Below are 19,457 nucleotides of genomic sequence, written 5' to 3'. Positions count from 1 at the left end.
TAGTACTTCTAAAAGTTTAATTCAAGTCTGCGAAAATTATCATAATATATGTTTCTGAAAATATTATTTTATATTCGGAAATTTCAGTTTAATATTTAATGGTAGGAAAGTCTTACAAGATAAGCGTCTATTTCGTTTAGTTTGTATTTAATTAAATAAAAGCACATATCTTCATTACCTTTTTTTATAACTGGCTGGTAATAAAGTGTTTTTTTACTAAAGTTTTTTCAAGATTTGTATGCTTTATATAAACAATAATAATTGGGGGATATTAGATTCAGTAAAGTTAACAATTGTTGAGAAACTTTTTTGTAGCATTCACTCAAAAGGAAGAGATGGAAACAAAGAGAATAACGTGTGTTAAGGAAGAAGGGATACTAGTAATCTCTTGAGAAGAGAGACAAGATCTTGTTTAAGTAAAAAGATTATCTAGTATTAAGAGAGAAGATAAAAAATATTACAAAGAGCACCTTCTTTCAAAAAAGTGGGGGGAGTAACATGAGATTGATGAGAAGATGTGTTGCCTTGCTGATTGTATTTTTTATTATGGCTCCAATGATTAGCACAAATGTGCGAGCAGAAGTTGTAAAAGAGCTTAAAACAGGCTTTCCAGATCAAGAAGTCTTTACACCTGGAGAATGGTTTTTAGGCCAAAAGCCTGCTAATTATGATGAGAATAAGCCTCCAATTCTCTTTGTGCAAGGAAGGAATGGGAATGCTGATAGTTGGTATGGAAAGACAGTGTATCACGATATAAATGATATGTATGATTATGCTTTGAAGGCTGGCTATCAAACAGTATTTATACAATTATATGATGCTGCTGGGAAAGGATCAGCGAGTCAGTGGGATAACGGAAAATTGTTAGCACAAAAATTAGAAGAAATATATAATCATTTCGGTAAAAAAGTTAATATTGTAGCACATAGTAAAGGCGGTATCGATACACAGGCTGCATTAGTAGGATATGGTGCAAATCGATTTGTCGGAAATGTTGTTACGCTTGCGACACCACATCATGGATCAAATTTAGCGGATTTATCATATAGTTGGTGGGCAGGGTGGCTTGCTTCTATATTAGGTCAAAAAGATGATGGTACGTATTCATTACAAATGGGTGAAATGGCAAAATTTCGTTCAACGATTGATAATAATCCAGCAGCTAAATTAAACCGTTATTATACAGTTACTGGGACTAGCTGGGGCCCTGTATTTTCTGCGTTATCAATGGGCGGATTATATTTGTCATCATACGGTTCAAATGATGGACTAGTAAATGAGTGGAGTGCTAAGCTGCCGTATGGAACTCATTTATTTACAGATTCCAGATTTGATCATGATAATATACGAAAGGGGTCAGCTGTTTTCTCACGAATTGAACCATATTTACGTACAGCAAATGTACCAGTTCCAGCTTTAGTAGCATCCAGCACTAGTTCAAATGAAAATATAGAACAATTAAATACAACTTCAAATCAAAACATTTTAGGAGGGGAATTGCCACAAAATCAGTGGATAGAGCAAACTGTTGCGGTTGATAAAAAGACAGAAGGAATCGTTTCAATATTAACTGCTTCTTCTGATGTGGAAGTACAAATGATATCTCCAAAAGGAAAAATGTATACAAATAAGGATAGTGTTATAACTACTGGTGAAGATGAATCTTTCTTTGGTGGCGCGACAATTAAAACATTTAAATTTGATAAAATGGATGTAGGAGAATGGAAAGTTAAAATGATGGCGAAGCAGTCGAAAGATGCATACTTGATTGTAAGCAATTACAAGAATGGCGCGCCATTTGTACTTCAAATGCCTACTAAGGTGAAAGCGAATAAATCTGAGTATAAACTGAAAAAATCACCTGTGGCACCTGAAATGAAAGGGAATCTTTCTATAACAGTAAGAGTCGTGAATAAAGAAGGGAAACTAGTCTCTGAATACAATGAACTACAAAATGTTAATAATACTACATTTACTGGTGCTTTGAAGGACATAAAGCAACCAGGAGTATACAACGTTACGATAGATATAAAAGGGGTGAATAAAGAAGGGCAGCCTTATAATCGTACAATTGTTAAGTCGGTTTATGTGGAGAAGTAAGAAAGAATGAGAAGTTTGTAATATAAAAAGTACCGAACTTTTGTAGTAGAAGAGTTCGGTGCTTTTTTCATGTTTATTAGATTAACAAAAAGGTACACTAGAATTTATGCTGGATGATGGGAATCTAAAGAACATTAAAAAAAAGATGCTGAAATAGCATCTGAACGTGAAGATGATTATTAACTTAGTTTTAGAACTGTTAATTCAACTGAATTAATACCATTATCACAAGTTATAATACTTTGGCGATTAAAACCACTATTATTTTTAAGTTGAAGAGTTGAATTAGCCGGTACTGTAATAATCGTTTCGCCTACTAGTTGAAGGCATTCGTTATTTGATGAAGTATTCATTTGAAAAGCAAAGTCACCTTGACTATTAGCAAGTGGATTATTATTTAAAAATATAGTCATGACTGGAATATGTGGAAATACAGGATTTAAAGTCGTGTTAATAGATGAAATGAAAGAAACTCTATAATCACCAGCTTGACTAAATTGTATAGTAGTAGGATTTAGTAAAGAAACTCCTCCTGCTATAGGGCCAACGTGATTAAATGGAAAAGGATCTCCAAAAGGAACAGTTATAAACTCAGTTTGCCAAAAAGTACCGTATGCTGGACAACTTTTTTTACAGGAACTAGAAGAGGAATTGCACGAACATTTTTTATATGAGCTAGAAGAAGATTTACATGAACATTTTTTATTGGAGTTTGAAGAATGATAGTATGAACCCAATATATTACCTCCTGTTGCGAATGAATTGTATACATATAGTATTTTATGCTTGTCTTATATATAAGGTGATAGATTTGGAGTATAAAGTGCTAATGCGATGAAATATAGTAATAGAATAGAAGATGTAACCATTTTTGAAGAAGAAAAGGTTAATGATTTGGTGAAAATATCAGAGGGATTTATTGGGAAATTGAAGCGTAGGGTGAATGCTTATATTAATTATATCTGAAACAGTAAAACCAGTATCCTCAGTTGCAATGATATGATCGTTAAAGTAATCTCTTTTTATTTGAATGTTTTTATATTAGGTTTTTAGTTATCCTTCTTTATTTACATAGTAAGGCAGGAAGAAGACGAAAAGTATCGAATGAATGTACATATGTAGCATTGTTTGCTTTTGTTGTGAATAGTAGTAAAAGATACGTTGAAATATTTTAAACGGTAACAAAAGAGCGATTAAATAATAGAGGGAGCAACTTACATGGAAAATATATTAAAGGTATCTTCAAAATCAAAACCAAATTCAGTGGCAGGTGCAATTGCAGGTGTACTAAGAACAAGTGGAAATGTAGAAATTCAAGCGATTGGGGCTGGTTCTTTAAATCAAGCGATTAAAGCAATTGCAATCGCAAGAGGGTTTGTTGCTCCAAGTGGTATTGATTTAGCCTTCGTTCCAGCGTTTCAAGAGGTTACTATTAATGAACAAGAAAGAACGGCGATTAAATTAATTATTGGTCCTAGAAAGAAAAGGTAACTGCAGTAATTCAGTATTGAAATGATATTTAATATAACAAACAAAAAGTGTCACAAATGCTTATAACCTACGCATTTGTGACACTTTTTTTGTTTTATTTAAAATGAAATGGATAACCTTAAAACTGCTCATTCTTCTCCCAAGATTCCACAATATAATGTGCAATCGTCGGGTTGAATCCTTTCCCAACTAAAAACATAATCGCCGCAACTTCTGTTAAAGCGTGTTTGTGTGATGTGTGTTTTGCTTCATTTAAACCGTAATCTACCCAAGGTTTTACGAAATCAAGTACAGGTTTCTTTAAAGGTAAAAACTGTGTACCGACAACTTGTTGAATTTGTTGTTGCGTTGGTTCTGTAATTGGTCCAGGTGGTAAGATTTGAGGCTGTGTAATATCCAGTGTTGGTCCAGGGGGTAAAATTTGTGGTTGTGTAATATCTAATGTTGGCGGTTTAGGTGGTGAGACACGTGCGTCGTAGTTTGGTTGATACATTTGTTGTTGGTATTGAGTTTGTTGTGGCTGAGTTGGGTATGGGTTTTGTTGAAATTGTTGTTCTTGAGTTTGTGGTGTTACATATGGATTTTGTGGATATTGAAGTTCCTGATTTTGCGGTGCTGCATATGGATTTTGAGGATATTCATAATTTGGACGTGTGTCGTATGAGTTTTGTTGAAATTGTTGTTCTTGAGTTTGCGGTGCTGCATATGGATTTTGAGGATATTCATAATTTGGACGTGTGTCGTATGAGTTTTGTTGAAATTGTTGTTCTTGAGTTTGCGGCGCTGTATATGGATTTTGTGGATAATCAGCTTCTTGATATTGCGGTGTTGCGTATGGATTTTGTTCATATTGTTGCTCTTGCTGTTGTAACTCTTGTTCTTCATATTGTTCTGTATATCTTTGTTTTTGTTGCTGAGGGTAAAATGGTTGTTGTGGGTAAGGCGGTTGATTATTATGGAACATATTTATTCCTCCTTCATGATGATGCCTACCACCCAGTGTATGGGCGGACAAGAAAATATGTGATGAAAAAATGCGGGCGTGTTACAATAAGTAACTGGGTGAAGATAAAATGACAAAACAAGAAAAGATTCAAAAAACCATTACTTTTGTAAAAGATATTTTAGAAAAAGATGCGAGTGGGCATGATTGGTATCATATTGAGCGTGTACATAAACTGGCGATTTCTTTATCTGAGCAAGAAGGAGGAAATCGTTTTATAATTGAAATGGCAGCATTACTTCACGATGTGGCAGATGAGAAGTTAAATGAGAGTGAAGAAGCAGGAATGAAAAAAGTTTCTGATTGGTTAGAAGAGTTACATGTTGAAGAAGAGGAAAGTAAACATGTTCTTCATATCATTGCCAATATGTCTTATAAAGGTGGTCATGGCGGTAAAGTGGAGTCGCTTGAAGGGAAGATTGTTCAAGATGCAGATCGTTTAGACGCGCTTGGTGCAATTGGAATAGCTCGTACATTTGCGTATGGCGGGGCGAAAGGGAGATTAATGTATGATCCAACTATTCCTCCTCGTGAAGTGATGACGAAAGATGAATATAGAAAAAATAATGATCCATCTTTAAATCATTTTTATGAAAAACTTTTAAAACTAAAAGACTTAATGAATACGGATGCAGCAAAACAAGAGGCTGAAGTTCGTCATCGTTATATGGAACAGTTTATTGAACAATTTATGAAAGAGTGGAATGCACAAATATGAAAATGTTAACTGTGGAAAACTTATCAAAATCATATGGAGAAAAACCGTTATTTGATGGATTATCATTTAGTATTGCAGAAGGACATCGTGCCGGAATTATCGGTGTAAACGGAACTGGTAAATCGACGTTATTAAAAATTATTGCAGGGACAGAAATTCCTGATACAGGTGATATGACTCATTCTCGTGGGTATACAATTAGTTATTTATCACAGCAACCAGAGTTTGATGAACAACTAACAGTACTAGAGCAAGTCTTCCATGGTGATACTCCTTTAATTCGTCTCCTTCGTGAGTATGAAAAGGCACTATTACATATCGAAAAAGATCCAAGTAATGAAAAAGTACAGGAACAATTATTTGCAGTACAGCAACGTATGGATGCGATGAGTGCATGGGAAGCAAATGCGAATGCAAAATCGTTATTAACCAAATTAGGAATTACTGATTTCACAGCAACTGTTGGAAATTTATCTGGTGGACAGAAAAAACGTATTGCGATGGCGCAATGTTTTATTGAAACACCGGATCTATTAATTTTAGATGAGCCTACGAACCACCTTGACCATGAGACAGTGGAATGGTTAGAGGAATATTTAGCACGATATAATGGTGCGGTATTACTTGTAACCCATGATCGTTATTTCTTAGATCGTGTGACGAATCGTATTTTCGAATTAGATAATGGAAAACTGTATAGTTATGAAGGAAACTACAGTACGTTTTTAGAAGCGAAAGCACTTCGTGAAGAACAAGAAATTGCGCAAGAATCAAAACGTCAAAACTTATATCGCCGCGAACTAGCATGGATCCGGCGCGGTGCAAAAGCTCGTTCGACAAAGCAAAAGGCACGTATTCAACGATTTGATGAGCTAAAGGGTCAAGAAGGACCAGCTGCAAAACAGTCAGTTGATATTGCACTTAGCGGTAGCCGCCTTGGGAAAAAAGTACTTGAGTTAAAAGATGTAACGAAAAAATTCGGTGATAAAACGGTATTACACAACTTTAATCATATTGTGAAGCCGGGCGATCGCATCGGGATTATCGGAGCGAATGGAAGCGGGAAATCTTCTTTATTAAATATGCTTGCAGGTAAGTTATCTCCTGATAGTGGTGAAGTTGAAGTAGGACAAACTGTAAAAGTTGCTTATTATACGCAAGAAAATGAAGAGATGAATTTAAATCAGCGTATGATTGAATACATTAAAGAGATTGCAGAAGTTATTCATACAACAGATGGAAAAGTAATTGGTGCATCTCAAATGTTAGAACGCTTCTTATTCCCGACTCATTCACATGGTACACCGCTTGGTAAACTATCTGGTGGTGAAAGAAGACGTTTATATTTATTACGTATTTTAATGGGAGAACCAAACGTACTTTTACTTGATGAACCTACGAATGATCTAGATACACAAACCTTAACAGTACTAGAAGATTATTTAGAAGATTTCCCAGGTGTCGTTTTAACTGTATCGCATGACCGTTACTTCTTAGATAAAGTAGTAGATGAACTGTTCATCTTTACTGGCGGAGGCGAAGTGCGTGAGTTCCTAGGTAGTTATACAGATTATTTAGAAATGGAAAAAACGAGAGAACTTATGGAGAAAGCGGAAGTTCAAAAAGAGAAAAAAGTAGTAGAAGAAGCTCCAAAACAACAACGTAAACGTAAACTTTCATACAATGAGCAGCGTGAATGGGAAACGATTGAAGATACAATTGCCGAACTTGAAGAAAAAATTGAGTTAATTGGAGAAGAACTTTCGAAAGTTGGATCTGACTTCACAAAGGCACAAGAATTATCTGAAGCACAGCAGAAAACAGAAGAAGAGCTAGAAAAAAAGATGGAAAGATGGAGTGAACTATCAGACATCATTGAAGGATTAAAATAAAAACAAGCTGCATATATTGAAAAGTAAAGAGAAAAACTTTACACTATTGGTAGAACCTATTTTAGGAGGGAAAAAATGAGAACATCTAATCCAATGTTGAAAAAAGAGGCATTCCGTAAAGAGGGAGCAAGCGCTTCTGCGATGACGATTGGCGGAACAGTAGGCAAAACGTTCATTATGCTTATCTTGCTACTTGCAACGTCTGTCTATTCATACATACAGATGATGCAGGGGACGATGAAGATGCCAGTATTAATTGGTGCTTTAATCGTTGCGGCAATCATCGCATTCGCGTCTATGTTCTTCCCGCGTATTTCACCTTTTGGTGCACCAATCTATGCAGCGGTAGAAGGGGTTGTGTTAGGAAGTATTTCAGCAGTTTATACAATGAAATTTGGCGATTCTATCGTTTTAAATGCTGTATTACTAACAATCTCAATTCTATTTGCAATGTTAGTGTTATATGCAACGCGCGTAGTAAAGGTAACGGATAAATTCCGTACAGGCGTTATGGCAGCAACACTTGGAATTATGGTTATGTATTTAGTCGTATTTCTACTAAACATGTTTGGTGTAACTGTTCCGTACATTCACCAAGGCGGTACGATTGGTATTATTATTAGTGCAGTTGTTATTGTAGTTGCTGCATTAAACTTATTACTAGATTTCGATTTAATCGAAAATGGTGTACGTAGTCAAGCTCCGAAATATATGGAGTGGTATACTGCGATGGGACTAATGCTTACATTAGTATGGTTATACTTAGAAATTCTTCGTTTCGTTTCTTACTTTACGAAAAATGACTAATAAAAAAATCCTGCATGAAATATGCAGGATTTTTTTATTTTCAAAGATATATTGAATTTATGGTATAATATGGATGCTAACAACTTGAAGTGAAGGAGATGGAATATGATGAAAGAGAAGAAGGGGATTATGAAAAAACTATTTTCTAAAAGTTTTTTCATAGAACTAGATGATGCTTTAACGTATCCATCGGGAGAAGTTATTACTTCAGCTATTGAAAGTTATGCAGCTGAATGTAATGAACAACTGAAATTTGAGAGTAAAGTAAAACCGATAACTTTCTACTTAGAAGAAGTATTGTATCGTGCGGAAGTAAAGATGGCCCGCGGAGGATATTACATTTCATGCAGTGAAGAATAATTTTTTGAAACTTTACATGTTTAAAGTATGTAAGGTTTCTTTTTTGTTTTTATAAGATATAAAAATATATTTTTAATTATAAAGTATATTATTTTAAGCTTTTTACCCTTCAAACATTTTTCTTTACAATGAAGAAAAATATGTGAGGTGGTATAACTTATGATGAATCGAGTTGTATTAATCGGTAGATTGACAAAGGAGCCAGAATTATACTACACAAAGCAAGGTGTCGCTTATGCACGAGTATGTGTTGCGGTGAATAGAGGTTTTCGAAATAGTTTAGGTGAGCAACAAGTAGATTTTATTAATTGTGTCGTTTGGCGAAAATCGGCTGAGAATGTAACTGAATATTGTACGAAGGGCTCTCTTGTTGGGATTACAGGGCGTATTCATACGAGCAATTACGACGATGAACAAGGAAAGAGAATATATAGAACGGAAGTTATGATTGAGAGCATTACATTTTTGGAGAGAAGGAGGGAGGGCGCATCGCAATAAGAGGGGACTTTAAACAATGGTTTTGGGGAATTAGGTGGAAAGAGAAAGAATGAAAAAGTATGATGATGGAAAGAAATCAGCAAGATAAAGCATCCGAGTAGGTTTAGAGAGGTGGAACATGTTACAATACAGCTAAGAACATGCAATAAAGGAGAGTTTTTTACGTGAAGATTAAAGCAATTGAACCGACGCCAAGTCCAAATACAATGAAAGTTATTTTGAATGAAGTATTACCATCAGGAGCGCGTAATAATTATACAAATGAAAATAAAGAACAAGCACCAATGCAAGTGCAAGAGATTTTGAAAATTGAAGGCATTAAAGGTGTATATCATGTAGCCGACTTTTTAGCAGTGGAACGAAATGCAAAGTATGACTGGAAAGTTTTATTACAACAAGTTCGTGCTGTTTTTGGCGAAGAAGTAGTGGAAGAAAGTGAAGAACAACAACTTGCTCATTTTGGAGAAGTGAAAGTGTTTGTTCAAATGTTCTTTACAATTCCAATGCAAGTAAAGCTAACAGATGGAACGACGGAAGAACGTGTTGGTTTACCAGATCGTTTTAAAGAATCAATTATGAAAGTACAAATGTCTGCACCAAACGTTGTAAAAGAACGTAAATGGGTGGAACAAAGTACACGTTATGGGAATTTTGAAGAAATCGGGAAAGAAGTAGTAGAAGAGATTGTTGCTGCTTATTCAGAAGAACGTGTAAATGAAACGGTTAAAGAATTATTAAATCAAGCAGGTGCTGTTGAAGTAACGATTCAAAAGCTTGAGCCATATAAAGTAACAGAAGAGATGATGAAAGATGCTGACTGGAAAAAACGTTTTGCAGCATTAGAACAAATGGATCCTACAGAAGAAGATATTCCAGTGTTGAAGATGGCGTTAGATGATGAAAAAGTTTCAATCCGCCGTTTAGCAACAGCGTATTTAGGTATGGTAAAAGGTGATGAAGTATTACCGTTATTATATAAAGCTTTATTAGATCGCTCTGTAAGTGTTCGTCGTACTGCAGGAGATTGTTTATCAGATGTAGGTGATCCGGCAGCGATGTTTGTCATGATTAAATCTCTGAAAGACCCAAGTAAATTGGTACGCTGGCGTGCAGCGATGTTCTTATTTGAACTAGGAGACGAAAGTGCGATTCCAGCATTAAAAGCAGCGCAGGATGATCCAGAGTTTGAAGTAGCGATGCAAGCACGTCTAGCATTAGAGCGTATTGAAGGCGGGGAAGAAGCAAAAGGTTCTGTATGGAAACAAATGACGGAGTCTCGTAAAGGGGAATAATGTATGATTGTTTTCTATGATAGTTGGTGTCCGATGTGTACGGCTGTTGCAGAACGTACGAAAAAATTAGATAAAAAGGGTAAGATGAAATTTGTTTCATTTCGAGATGAAGATGTAGTTGAGAAGTATGAGCTTTCTCAAGAACTACAAAGTAAGATGGAACAAAGATTGTATATTTTAAAAAATAATAAGTGGTATGACGGCATTCATAGCATATATGTATTAGCAAAGGCCGTTCCATCTTATTGGTTTGCCGTGCCTTTTATAAAGTTATCTATCGTACTTGGATTTGGAAGTAAAGTATACGATTATATCGCTAACAATAGAAAACTTGTTCCAGTGGGACATTGTCGTGATGGGATTTGTGAAATCTCTACAAAAAAATGAAATCATCGTTATCTTTCTTTTGCACCTATTAATAGAGCGTGATATGATGAATTTGGAATGAAAGTTGAAGGAGAGATTACAAGATGTCAAATGCTTATGAAGAATACATGCGCCAAATGGTAATCCCAATGCGCCAAGAGTTAGTGCGTTCTGGGTTTGAAGAGTTAACTACAGAAGAAGCTGTAACAGAATTTATGGAAAATACATCAGGTACAACTTTAGTAGTTGTAAACTCTGTTTGTGGTTGTGCAGCTGGTTTAGCACGTCCATCAGCAGGTCAAGCAGTTGTTCGTGCTGAAAAACAACCTGATCATCTTGTAACTGTATTCGCAGGTCAAGATAAAGATGCTACTGCAAAAATGCGTGAATACTTCGGAGAAATTCCTCCATCTTCACCATCTATGGCATTATTAAAAGGAAAAGAAGTTGTTCACTTCATTCACCGTCATGAAATTGAAGGTGCAACTATGGACGAAATTATTACGAACTTAGAGCAAGCTTTCGAAAAGAATTGCTAAAGAAGGGGGAGAGTAAATCTCCCTCTTTTCTTTATATAGAGGTGAAACAATGATAGTAACAACAGCAGGAAGAACGAACAAAGAAATGACATCTTATGCAAATAAGGTAGCAGCAGAATTAAATAGTAATTTCGTTAAACGTAATGACATACCAGTACATAAGCTGCATGAGCAGTATGAACAAGATGTACTTGTCGTAGGGAAGAACCGCTTAGCTATTTATCCAAAAGGTACGGAAGAAGCGTTTTTCTTTCATCCGAACTCAGCGATGTTTCGTGTGAAAAGGTTAATGCGCGGAGAACACGACCCATTTGTACAAGCTGCTAAATTAGAGAGCGGAATGACAGTGTTAGATTGTACGCTCGGTATGGCATCAGATAGTATTGTAGCTAGTTATATTGTTGGTAAAAATGGAAAAGTAACAGGACTTGAAGGCAATGAGTATATGGCTTATATTATGGAAAATGGTTTGAAAACATGGTCTTCATCCGTTTCTGAAATTGATGAAGCAATGCAACGAATTGATGTAAAGCAAACTGAGCATTACGCATTTTTAAAACAATGTGAAGATAATAGTTATGACATCGTTTATCTCGATCCGATGTTTGAAGAAACTGTCATAGAATCTGACGGAATTAAAGGATTAAAACACTTCGCTTTGTATCATGATATTACTGATGAAACAATTGCGGAAGCGAAGCGTGTGGCGAGAAAGCGTGTTGTTCTGAAAGACCATTTCCATAGTTCTAGATTTGAAAAACATAATTTTCACGTATACAAAAGAAAAAGTGCTAAGTTTCACTTTGGTGTAATTGAACCTTGCTAATTGTTTGAAAAGATGTATAATAAGCAATAATTAATTAAATATACTGTCTGTGATGAAGAGAGTAGTCTTTTTTAGAAGGAAAGCGAGCTAGGGATGGTGTAAGCCTAGTACGGAAGAAAAAGATGAAGCGCACTTCGGAGATGCTTCTTGAACGAATAGTAGAGTAAGCCGAGGCCCCCTGTCCTCGTTATAAACGGGAAAGTGGTTCGTAATGAACAACAAGGGTGGTACCACGGGTTAAAACTCGTCTCTTTTTAGAGACGAGTTTTTTGTGTTTAAAAAATAAGGAGGTTATATAGTATGGATTATAAAACGCAGTTTGCGGAAAGTTTATCCGATATTTTTAAGAATGAATTAACGCAAAATCAAATTTTAGATTTAATTGAAACACCGAAACAAGATGAATTCGGAGATGCAGCGTTCCCATGCTTTTCATTAGCGAAGCAATATAAAAAAGCACCAGCTATTATTGCAAAGGAAGTTGCGGAGAAATTAAGCGATCCATTTTTTACGAAAGTAGAAGCCGTTGGTCCTTATGTAAATGTATTTTTTAATCGTGAAACTGTAAGTGATACAGTATTAAAAACGATTTTAGCGGAGAAAGAAGAGTACGGTCACAATCATTTTGGATGTGAAAAAACGGTCGTTATCGATTATTCCTCTCCTAATATCGCAAAGCCTTTTTCAATGGGGCATTTACGTTCTACAATGATTGGAAATTCATTGAAACATATCGCTGAAAAATGTGGGTATGAAGTTGTAGGAATTAATTATATTGGGGACTGGGGAACACAGTTTGGAAAGTTAATTACTGCTTATAAAAAATGGGGAAATGAAGCAGTAGTGAAAGAGGATCCAATACGTGAATTATTTAAGTTATATGTTCAATTTCATGAAGAGGTAAAAGACGACGAAGAACTAGAAGAAGAGGGACGCGCTTGGTTTAAGAAATTAGAAGAAGGTGATGAAGAAGCAGTTGAGCTTTGGAATTGGTTCCGTCACGAATCCTTAAAAGAATTTTCTCGTATTTATGAACTTCTCGGTGTTGAATTTACTAATTTTCAAGGAGAAGCTTTTTATAATAATTTAATGGAAGACTTTATTGGGATTTTAGAAGAACATGATTTGATTGAAGAGTCAGAAGGCGCATTAGTCGTTAATTTAGAAGAAGAGGGAATGCCGCCTTGCTTAATTAGAAAATCAGATGGTGCGACGATTTATGCAACGCGTGACTTAACAGCAGCTCTATATCGTCAAAACACATTTAGTTTTGATAAAGCGTTATACGTAGTTGGCCCAGAACAAAGTTTACACTTCAATCAATTCTTCACTGTATTAAAAAAGCTCGGCTACACTTGGGTTGATGGCATGGAACATGTACCGTTTGGGTTCATTTTAAAAGACGGTAAGAAAATGTCCACACGTAAAGGAAGAGTTATTTTACTCGAAGAAGTACTTGAGGAAGCAATCGAACTTGCAAAACAAAATATTGAAGAGAAAAATCCAAACTTAAAACAAAAAGAAGAAGTAGCAAAGCAAGTCGGTGTAGGGGCAGTTATCTTCCACGATTTAAAAAACGAGCGTATGCATAATATTGAATTTTTTTTAGAAAACATGCTGAAATTTGAAGGGGAAACAGGACCGTACGTACAGTACACACATGCACGTGCTTGCTCTATTTTAAGAAAAGAAAGCGTAGAATTTGAAACGTGTACGTTTGCATTAAAAGATGATCATAGCTGGAGCGTTGTAAAATTACTTAATAAATTCCCACAAGTAATTGAAATAGCCTTCAACAAAAATGAGCCATCGGTTATTTCGAAATACGTATTAGATGTGGCACAATCGTTTAATAAATATTATGGAAATGTGCATATATTAGATGAAAACGCCGAAAAAGACAGTAGACTGGCATTAGTGTATGCTGTGACGGTTGTATTAAAAGAGGGGTTACGTTTACTTGGGGTGGAGGCACCTGAGGAGATGTAAAACAAATAGGTATACGTATCATATTAGATATGTATGCCTATTTGTTTTTATAGAAAATATGTAAGTAACAGTTATATTTTATTAAATCTAAACTTTTTTGGAATTGTTTCAGGTGTAGGAATGTCCGTATTAAATGGAGAATTGTAATGTCATATAAATAAAGGAGGCGTTAATCTTGGAAACATACGACTGGAACAGTAAACTAACTTATTTAAAAAATACAAGAGATTTATATTACAACGACGATTATGTAAGCTTTTTAGTAAATACAGTTTGGAAGATTAATAAGCCCGTACATATCGTTGATTTCGGTTGTGGATATGGTTATTTAGGCTTAGTATTAATGCCATTACTTCCAAAAGGTTCAAAGTATACAGGCATTGATAGCGGGGGAACATTACTTGCTGAAGCGAGAGAATTGTTTCGTTTACTTCCGTATGAGTCAGAATTTCTTGAAGGGAATGCTACAGAGATTGAATTGAAAGATACATACGATATAGCAATCTGTCATGCCTTCTTATTACATATGAGTTCACCAAAAACGATGCTACAAAAAATGATGCATTCAGTTAAAAAGGGCGGAAAAATAATCTGTTTTGAACCACATTGGATATCAAATATGTCTTCATACGTGTTAGATGGGGAGGAGCAATCGGAAATGATCAGGCTAGGTGTTTTGCAGAAGTTATTTGAAAGTGACACCCAGAGAAGCGGGAAAGATGGGAATATTGGTATGAAAATACCGATATTTTTAAATGAACTAGGCGTAAAAAATATTGAATGTAGAGTAAGTGATAAAGTGAATTTTTTAGATTCTAATATGCATTATAATGATAAACAAAGGTTGTATCACTCATTAAAAGAAGAGGGGATTGCAGGGAATCCAGGTGATAAGCAGCAATTTATAGAACGTTTAATGACTAGAGGATTAACATATAATGATGCGCTAGCTCAATATGAAGCTGAACTCCGATTTTTTAAAGCATTTCAAATGCATTCTTCTTTAGTATATGCTCCGAATATGAAAATTACATTTGGTGAAATAGAATGTTGAAAGATAGCAATTTATTGAGGATTGTCATTTTTTGTTGGTAAGTCGATATCCACCGTATAATCGCTGATATATTTGAATTATCGCCGATATAATTTCATGTACGGATTTCAGTTTCCAAAAGATAAGATCCTCATGTTACGTTATTCCATTTAATTAAACAAAATATGGAGAAAAACAATCATTTTTACTATATTTTGTTATAAATTCGAATAATATTAAATAATACTATCCATTATAGGAGATTTTAGTTGAATACCTACTATATGATGTGTAAAATCTAAGCAAGTAGCAGTTTAAATATAAATTCGAGGTGAATACATGCTAGATTTTAAGCAGTTAGATGCTTGTTTGAAAGACAAGAGATTTATAGATGGATTAGAGGAAATAAATAATGAAATTTCATATATAAAAGAAAAGAATACTTTATTTTATTTGAAGAATTGGCTTGCTAATATTCCTTCACATAAAGAGTTTGATATATTAATACGTCTTACTGATGAAGGGCTTATGCACCAATACAGTTCATTCCTCATTCGCTACGCTTATAAAAAATTCCCAAATATGAGAACGCTCTCTTTATATTGTGATGAGTTAATTGATGAGCGGAAAATTCTTGAAGCAGAACAGTTGTTAAAAGACTCTTTAGAAGAGAGCAATAAAGAAGAAATAGATGTCGATTTTTTAGCAAAAACATATTTTACTTTAGTAAGATGCCTGTTAGAAATGAAACGAAATGAAGAAGCGCTAATCTATATGCAAAAAGCAGAGGAGTACAGTACACGTGCTGTATTTGATAAATGGGGCTACGTCTATATGCATACAGGTGAATGGGAGAAAGCGGAAGAACAATTTATAGCCGGCATGCAACATAAAGATTGTGAAGAACTATCCACATATTTATTATCACAGTTATATGCGAATAAAGGTGAACAGAAACGTGCATTACAGCTAATTGATGATGCAATTGTAAAGTTCCCGCAAGTACCATATTTTCATTTTGAAAAGATAAAATATTTATTAGATTTAGGGAAGTACGAAGATATGTTATCGGTAATAGATAATATAAATAACCAGGTTCCTTATCATGCTTATAAAGCTTATTTTGTACATTTACGTGCAGAAGCGTTTTACAAAATGAATAAACTTGTAGATTTACAACAGTTATTAAATGAAGAAAAAAGTTTAAAAGAGTCTTTATATCATAATTTAGAAAAAAATCCAGATGGAAAAAAGGTTCACTTACCTATAGTTCCAATTGTACAAAAGGATAATTATTGTGTGCCGACAAGTTTAGAAATGATGTTGCAGTTATGGGGAGAAAAACGGACGCAAGATGAAATAGCAGAGTTTATTTTTGATATGACAGGATCGAAGTTTTCAGATACTGTTTCTTATTTAGAAGAATTAGGTTATGAATATCGTTATTTTAAAGGTAATGAAGAGAATTATAAGAGACTGATTGATGAAGGAATTCCTGTTTTATTAAGTATAGATATTGAGCATGCTTCACACGTACAAGTTCTATCTGGATATGATGATACATTGCAAGCTTTCTATGTTCAAGATCCAAACTTTATAGAACCAGTTCTTGTGGAATATAGTAAATTACAAGAAAAATATCGTTATACAGGCTGTTTAGCAATCACGTTTGTTCCAAAAGAAAAGAAGGAGCAACTAGCGTTTCTAAGTGAGGAAGAAAATCGTTATTTTAAATCTATTTTTTCTCTTACGGATCATTTAGATGAACATGACAAAGAGGGAATTAGTAACTTAGTACAATTTTTAAAAGAAACGAGCGATAATCCAAATACGTGGTTATATACGATAAAGCACTTAGATGTGGAAGTAGATAAAGAATTTATTTTATATTGTATCGATAAGTTAATGGAAAAGTTTCCGAACTCGGACTTTGTTAAATTGCATGGTGCGCAGTGCTTTATTCGCCTTCAAGAATTAGAAAAGGCAGGGCAAATGCTTGCGAGTGTTGAGAAGAAAAATAATCGTGCTTTATATCATTTAATAAACGGAAGATATGCTTTTGAACAGGAAAGTTATATAGAAGCGATTTCAAGTTTTCGTTCATCATTACAATTAGACGCAGATCAGCCGATTGCTTGGAGTTTTCTCGCTTTATCATATATGTATATCGATCAGTCTGAAAAGGCGTTGCAGTTTTCTCAAGTAGCTTTAGAGCGTAGTCCTGAAAGATTCACTTTAACGAATCACGGGTTAATATTAATAGATTTAGAAAGATATGAAGAAGCGTATGAAATTTTTAATGATCTGTTAAGAGAGTATAAAAATGAGGCACATGTATGGTATGAGCGAGCGAGATGTGCGCATCATTTAGGGAAGTTACATTTAGCGATAAAAGGGCTTAAAGTAGCGATTCAGTTGGATAGCAATGCACCTTACATTTATACGAAACTTTCGGAAATATACGAATCAGATTTGAAGGATGAAGAAAGTACGAAAGAAATATTACTAGAAGGCATTGAGAATTGTGATGATAAGGCGCCTCTATATGTAAAACTGGGTGACTATCATTTTCAAAATGATAGTCTGGAAGAAGCGGAAGTATTGTATAAACGTGCTTTAGAAGAAAATGATGAGGATGTTTATTCTCATTTCGGACTTACACAAGTTTATATGGCAAGAGAACAATATAAGGAAGCAAAAGAATATATTCTCGGTATTGAAAAACAAATTGAAAAGAGCCAAGATTTCCTTATGAATGCGGGAATGGTTTTATGGGATGCTGAACTTGAACTTGGTGGAAGTGAAGAAGGGTTTAAAGTAGCGTTGTCCAAGTTAGAGAATGGTATAAAGCAGAGCGAATATAATGTAGCAAGCGCGTTAGATGAATATGTGAATCGAATTAAAGGAACTGTATTTGTGCAACGAGGTATAGCATTTTTAAGAACGTTACACAAAGAAAGAAATGAAGTAAGTGAATATGGTTGTTATATAGGTATTTTATATGAATCTATTGGGCAGTACGGCCAAGCGATGAAAAGATATAAAAGGGCGATAGAACAAAAGGAAACAGCATTACCGTATTACCGAATTGGTGAAACACTTATGGTATTAGGGCAACTGACAGAAGCAAAACAAGCGTATGAAACATGTTTAGAGCTTGATGGGGATTTCGTAGGTGTACATTTACAGCTTGCGGAAATATATGAAAAAGAAGCAAATCGTTCTAAAGAACAAAGTCATATGATTCAGGCGATGAAAGAAGAGCCGTTGCATATTAATATAGAATATTTGGCACAGCTTTCAGTAGAGATGAATCTTCAGGAAGAGTTGCTGACTGAACTAGACCAATTAGCAGACGAAGTACCTGAAATATGGCGATTAGATGCGATTGCATATGTGTATGGAGCGATGGAGGAAATAGATAAAGAACAAGCGCAGATTGAAGAAGCACTACAATTAGATGGTGAGCATACAGAAGTTCTATATCATTATGCAAAAGTATTAGTGAAAAATAGAAGTGCAAAAGCAATCGAAATTGCAATGAAGGTTATACAAAAAGATGTAAATAATGAACGTATATTTGATGTATATGTAAAAGCGATAGAACAACATAAGAAATGGTCTAACATACGAGATTTTCTTCATATATTAAAAGTAAAAAAGGCAGAAAGAAGTATGGCGTTTATGTATGCTGCATCTGCGGTTACAGAAAGATGGATTGAACGTCAACAAAATGAACAGCCGAAGAAATCCATATTTACGAGAGCCCTTTATCGTATGAAAAATCGTGCGAAGGAATTTTCAATCATTACTACAATCATTGATTTATATGAAATTTCGTTACAGTTAAATCCGAAAAATAGCATGGCAGCACTGCGATTTGCACTATTTTACGAGAATGTGACGATGAATAAAGAGGCGATAGATGTATTGCAAACATCGTTAGAACATAAATGGGATTACGATGTAGCGAAGCAACTTGTAAATCTTTTCATAGAGTGTGAGGAAGAGGATATGATAAGGGATGCGTCGGAATTAACGAAGCAAATGGTTCGAGAGTTACCAGATGATTACGATACTCTTCTTCTGCAGGCACAAGTATTCTTTAAAGCAGGAAAAGAAAGAAAAGCAGAAAAGATTATCTTACAATTAACGGAGCAAACACCATTTGTAAGTAGAGCATTTCTTGCTTTAGGAGAAATATATCAAAGTCAAGAGAGGTTTGAAGAGGCAATTCATGTATTAGAAAATGCCTCTATACATCATCCGAATGAAACAGCAATTCTTCTTTCTTTAGCATCTTCATATCATGGTGATGGCCAAACGATACAGGCAGAAAAAATAACAAATGAAATATTAATAATTGACGCGAGTGATTTGTTAGCAAGATATGATCGTGCTTGTTATTTAGCACAGTTAAACAGAATGGAAGAGGCGAAGGTAGAACTTGAAATTGTACTTCGTGAGGATGAGTCGGGATTTTTCGCTGAACTTATCGAGGATGATGAAAATTTAGCAGCATTGCGAGAATTTGAAAAGTAAT

General features: G+C 34.8%; 16 protein-coding genes and 1 other annotated feature. Of the genes, 14 read left to right on the top strand and 2 right to left on the bottom strand.

Annotation, left to right across the window (positions count from 1 at the left end; genetic code table 11):
* Positions 1–498: 498 nt before the first annotated feature.
* Complete coding sequence (locus DN390_RS14600; RefSeq protein WP_147807666.1) at positions 499–2,100, top strand: esterase/lipase family protein; 1,602 nt, start codon at positions 499–501, stop codon at positions 2,098–2,100.
* Between the two features lie 179 nt (positions 2,101–2,279).
* On the opposite strand, the gene DN390_RS14595 is transcribed toward DN390_RS14600, so the two are convergent.
* The gene (locus DN390_RS14595) at positions 2,280–2,837 is read right to left on the bottom strand and encodes a preprotein translocase (RefSeq protein ID WP_098264246.1); all 558 of its coding nucleotides are present in this window, start codon (positions 2,835–2,837) and stop codon (positions 2,280–2,282) included.
* Between the two features lie 481 nt (positions 2,838–3,318).
* Here DN390_RS14595 and spoVS point away from each other — a divergent pair, with 481 nt between their 5' ends.
* On the top strand, positions 3,319–3,591 hold the full coding sequence (gene spoVS, locus DN390_RS14590; RefSeq protein WP_060630630.1) for a stage V sporulation protein SpoVS: 273 nt from the start codon (positions 3,319–3,321) through the stop codon (positions 3,589–3,591).
* Positions 3,592–3,709: 118 nt separating this feature from the next.
* Here spoVS and DN390_RS14585 read toward each other — a convergent pair whose 3' ends face one another.
* Positions 3,710–4,555 (bottom strand): hypothetical protein, encoded by an 846-nt coding sequence (locus tag DN390_RS14585; protein ID WP_147807665.1) that lies wholly within the window; start codon positions 4,553–4,555, stop codon positions 3,710–3,712.
* Positions 4,556–4,664: 109 nt separating this feature from the next.
* Here DN390_RS14585 and DN390_RS14580 point away from each other — a divergent pair, with 109 nt between their 5' ends.
* From DN390_RS14580 to DN390_RS14525, 12 genes are all read left to right on the top strand, one after another.
* The gene (locus tag DN390_RS14580; protein ID WP_087964219.1) at positions 4,665–5,312 is read left to right on the top strand and encodes an HD domain-containing protein; all 648 of its coding nucleotides are present in this window, start codon (positions 4,665–4,667) and stop codon (positions 5,310–5,312) included.
* On the top strand, positions 5,309–7,204 hold the full coding sequence (locus DN390_RS14575; protein WP_147807664.1) for an ABC-F family ATP-binding cassette domain-containing protein: 1,896 nt from the start codon (positions 5,309–5,311) through the stop codon (positions 7,202–7,204). Before DN390_RS14580 ends, DN390_RS14575 begins: the two co-directional genes overlap by 4 nt.
* 75 nt (positions 7,205–7,279) lie before the next feature.
* Complete coding sequence (locus DN390_RS14570; protein ID WP_001260655.1) at positions 7,280–8,011, top strand: Bax inhibitor-1/YccA family protein; 732 nt, start codon at positions 7,280–7,282, stop codon at positions 8,009–8,011.
* A gap of 105 nt (positions 8,012–8,116) precedes the next feature.
* Positions 8,117–8,371 carry a DUF4318 domain-containing protein gene (locus tag DN390_RS14565; protein WP_098264271.1) on the top strand — a complete coding sequence of 85 codons (255 nt, stop codon included), beginning with the start codon at positions 8,117–8,119 and terminating at the stop codon, positions 8,369–8,371.
* Positions 8,372–8,530: 159 nt separating this feature from the next.
* Complete coding sequence (locus DN390_RS14560) at positions 8,531–8,869, top strand: single-stranded DNA-binding protein (RefSeq protein ID WP_098264272.1); 339 nt, start codon at positions 8,531–8,533, stop codon at positions 8,867–8,869.
* A 164-nt stretch (positions 8,870–9,033) separates the two neighbouring features.
* Positions 9,034–10,161: a conserved virulence factor C family protein gene (locus DN390_RS14555; protein ID WP_098264273.1), complete on the top strand. Its 1,128-nt coding sequence runs from the start codon at positions 9,034–9,036 to the stop codon at positions 10,159–10,161.
* 3 nt (positions 10,162–10,164) lie between these two features.
* A complete protein-coding gene (locus tag DN390_RS14550; protein WP_098264274.1) occupies positions 10,165–10,548 on the top strand; it encodes a thiol-disulfide oxidoreductase DCC family protein in 384 nt (127 codons plus the stop codon).
* A gap of 83 nt (positions 10,549–10,631) precedes the next feature.
* Complete coding sequence (locus tag DN390_RS14545) at positions 10,632–11,066, top strand: BrxA/BrxB family bacilliredoxin (protein WP_000063706.1); 435 nt, start codon at positions 10,632–10,634, stop codon at positions 11,064–11,066.
* A gap of 49 nt (positions 11,067–11,115) precedes the next feature.
* A complete protein-coding gene (locus tag DN390_RS14540; protein WP_147807663.1) occupies positions 11,116–11,892 on the top strand; it encodes a class I SAM-dependent methyltransferase in 777 nt (258 codons plus the stop codon).
* A gap of 40 nt (positions 11,893–11,932) precedes the next feature.
* Positions 11,933–12,147 (top strand) — a binding site (T-box leader).
* Positions 12,148–12,192: 45 nt separating this feature from the next.
* Positions 12,193–13,881, top strand: coding sequence for an arginine--tRNA ligase (argS, locus tag DN390_RS14535; RefSeq protein ID WP_147807662.1), 1,689 nt, complete (start codon positions 12,193–12,195; stop codon positions 13,879–13,881).
* A gap of 175 nt (positions 13,882–14,056) precedes the next feature.
* A complete protein-coding gene (locus DN390_RS14530) occupies positions 14,057–14,935 on the top strand; it encodes a class I SAM-dependent methyltransferase (RefSeq protein ID WP_098288677.1) in 879 nt (292 codons plus the stop codon).
* A gap of 318 nt (positions 14,936–15,253) precedes the next feature.
* The gene (locus tag DN390_RS14525; protein WP_147807661.1) at positions 15,254–19,456 is read left to right on the top strand and encodes a bacteriocin-processing peptidase family protein; all 4,203 of its coding nucleotides are present in this window, start codon (positions 15,254–15,256) and stop codon (positions 19,454–19,456) included.
* The last annotated feature ends 1 nt before the right edge of the window (position 19,457 follow it).

Origin of the sequence: Bacillus sp. SH7-1 (genome assembly GCF_008042405.1) — a bacterium.
In the GTDB taxonomy this organism is placed as follows: Bacteria; Bacillota; Bacilli; order Bacillales; family Bacillaceae_G; genus Bacillus_A; species Bacillus_A thuringiensis_N.
The sequence above is the reverse complement of the archived record's forward strand: the minus strand, read 5'-3'. Positions and strand labels throughout refer to the sequence as shown.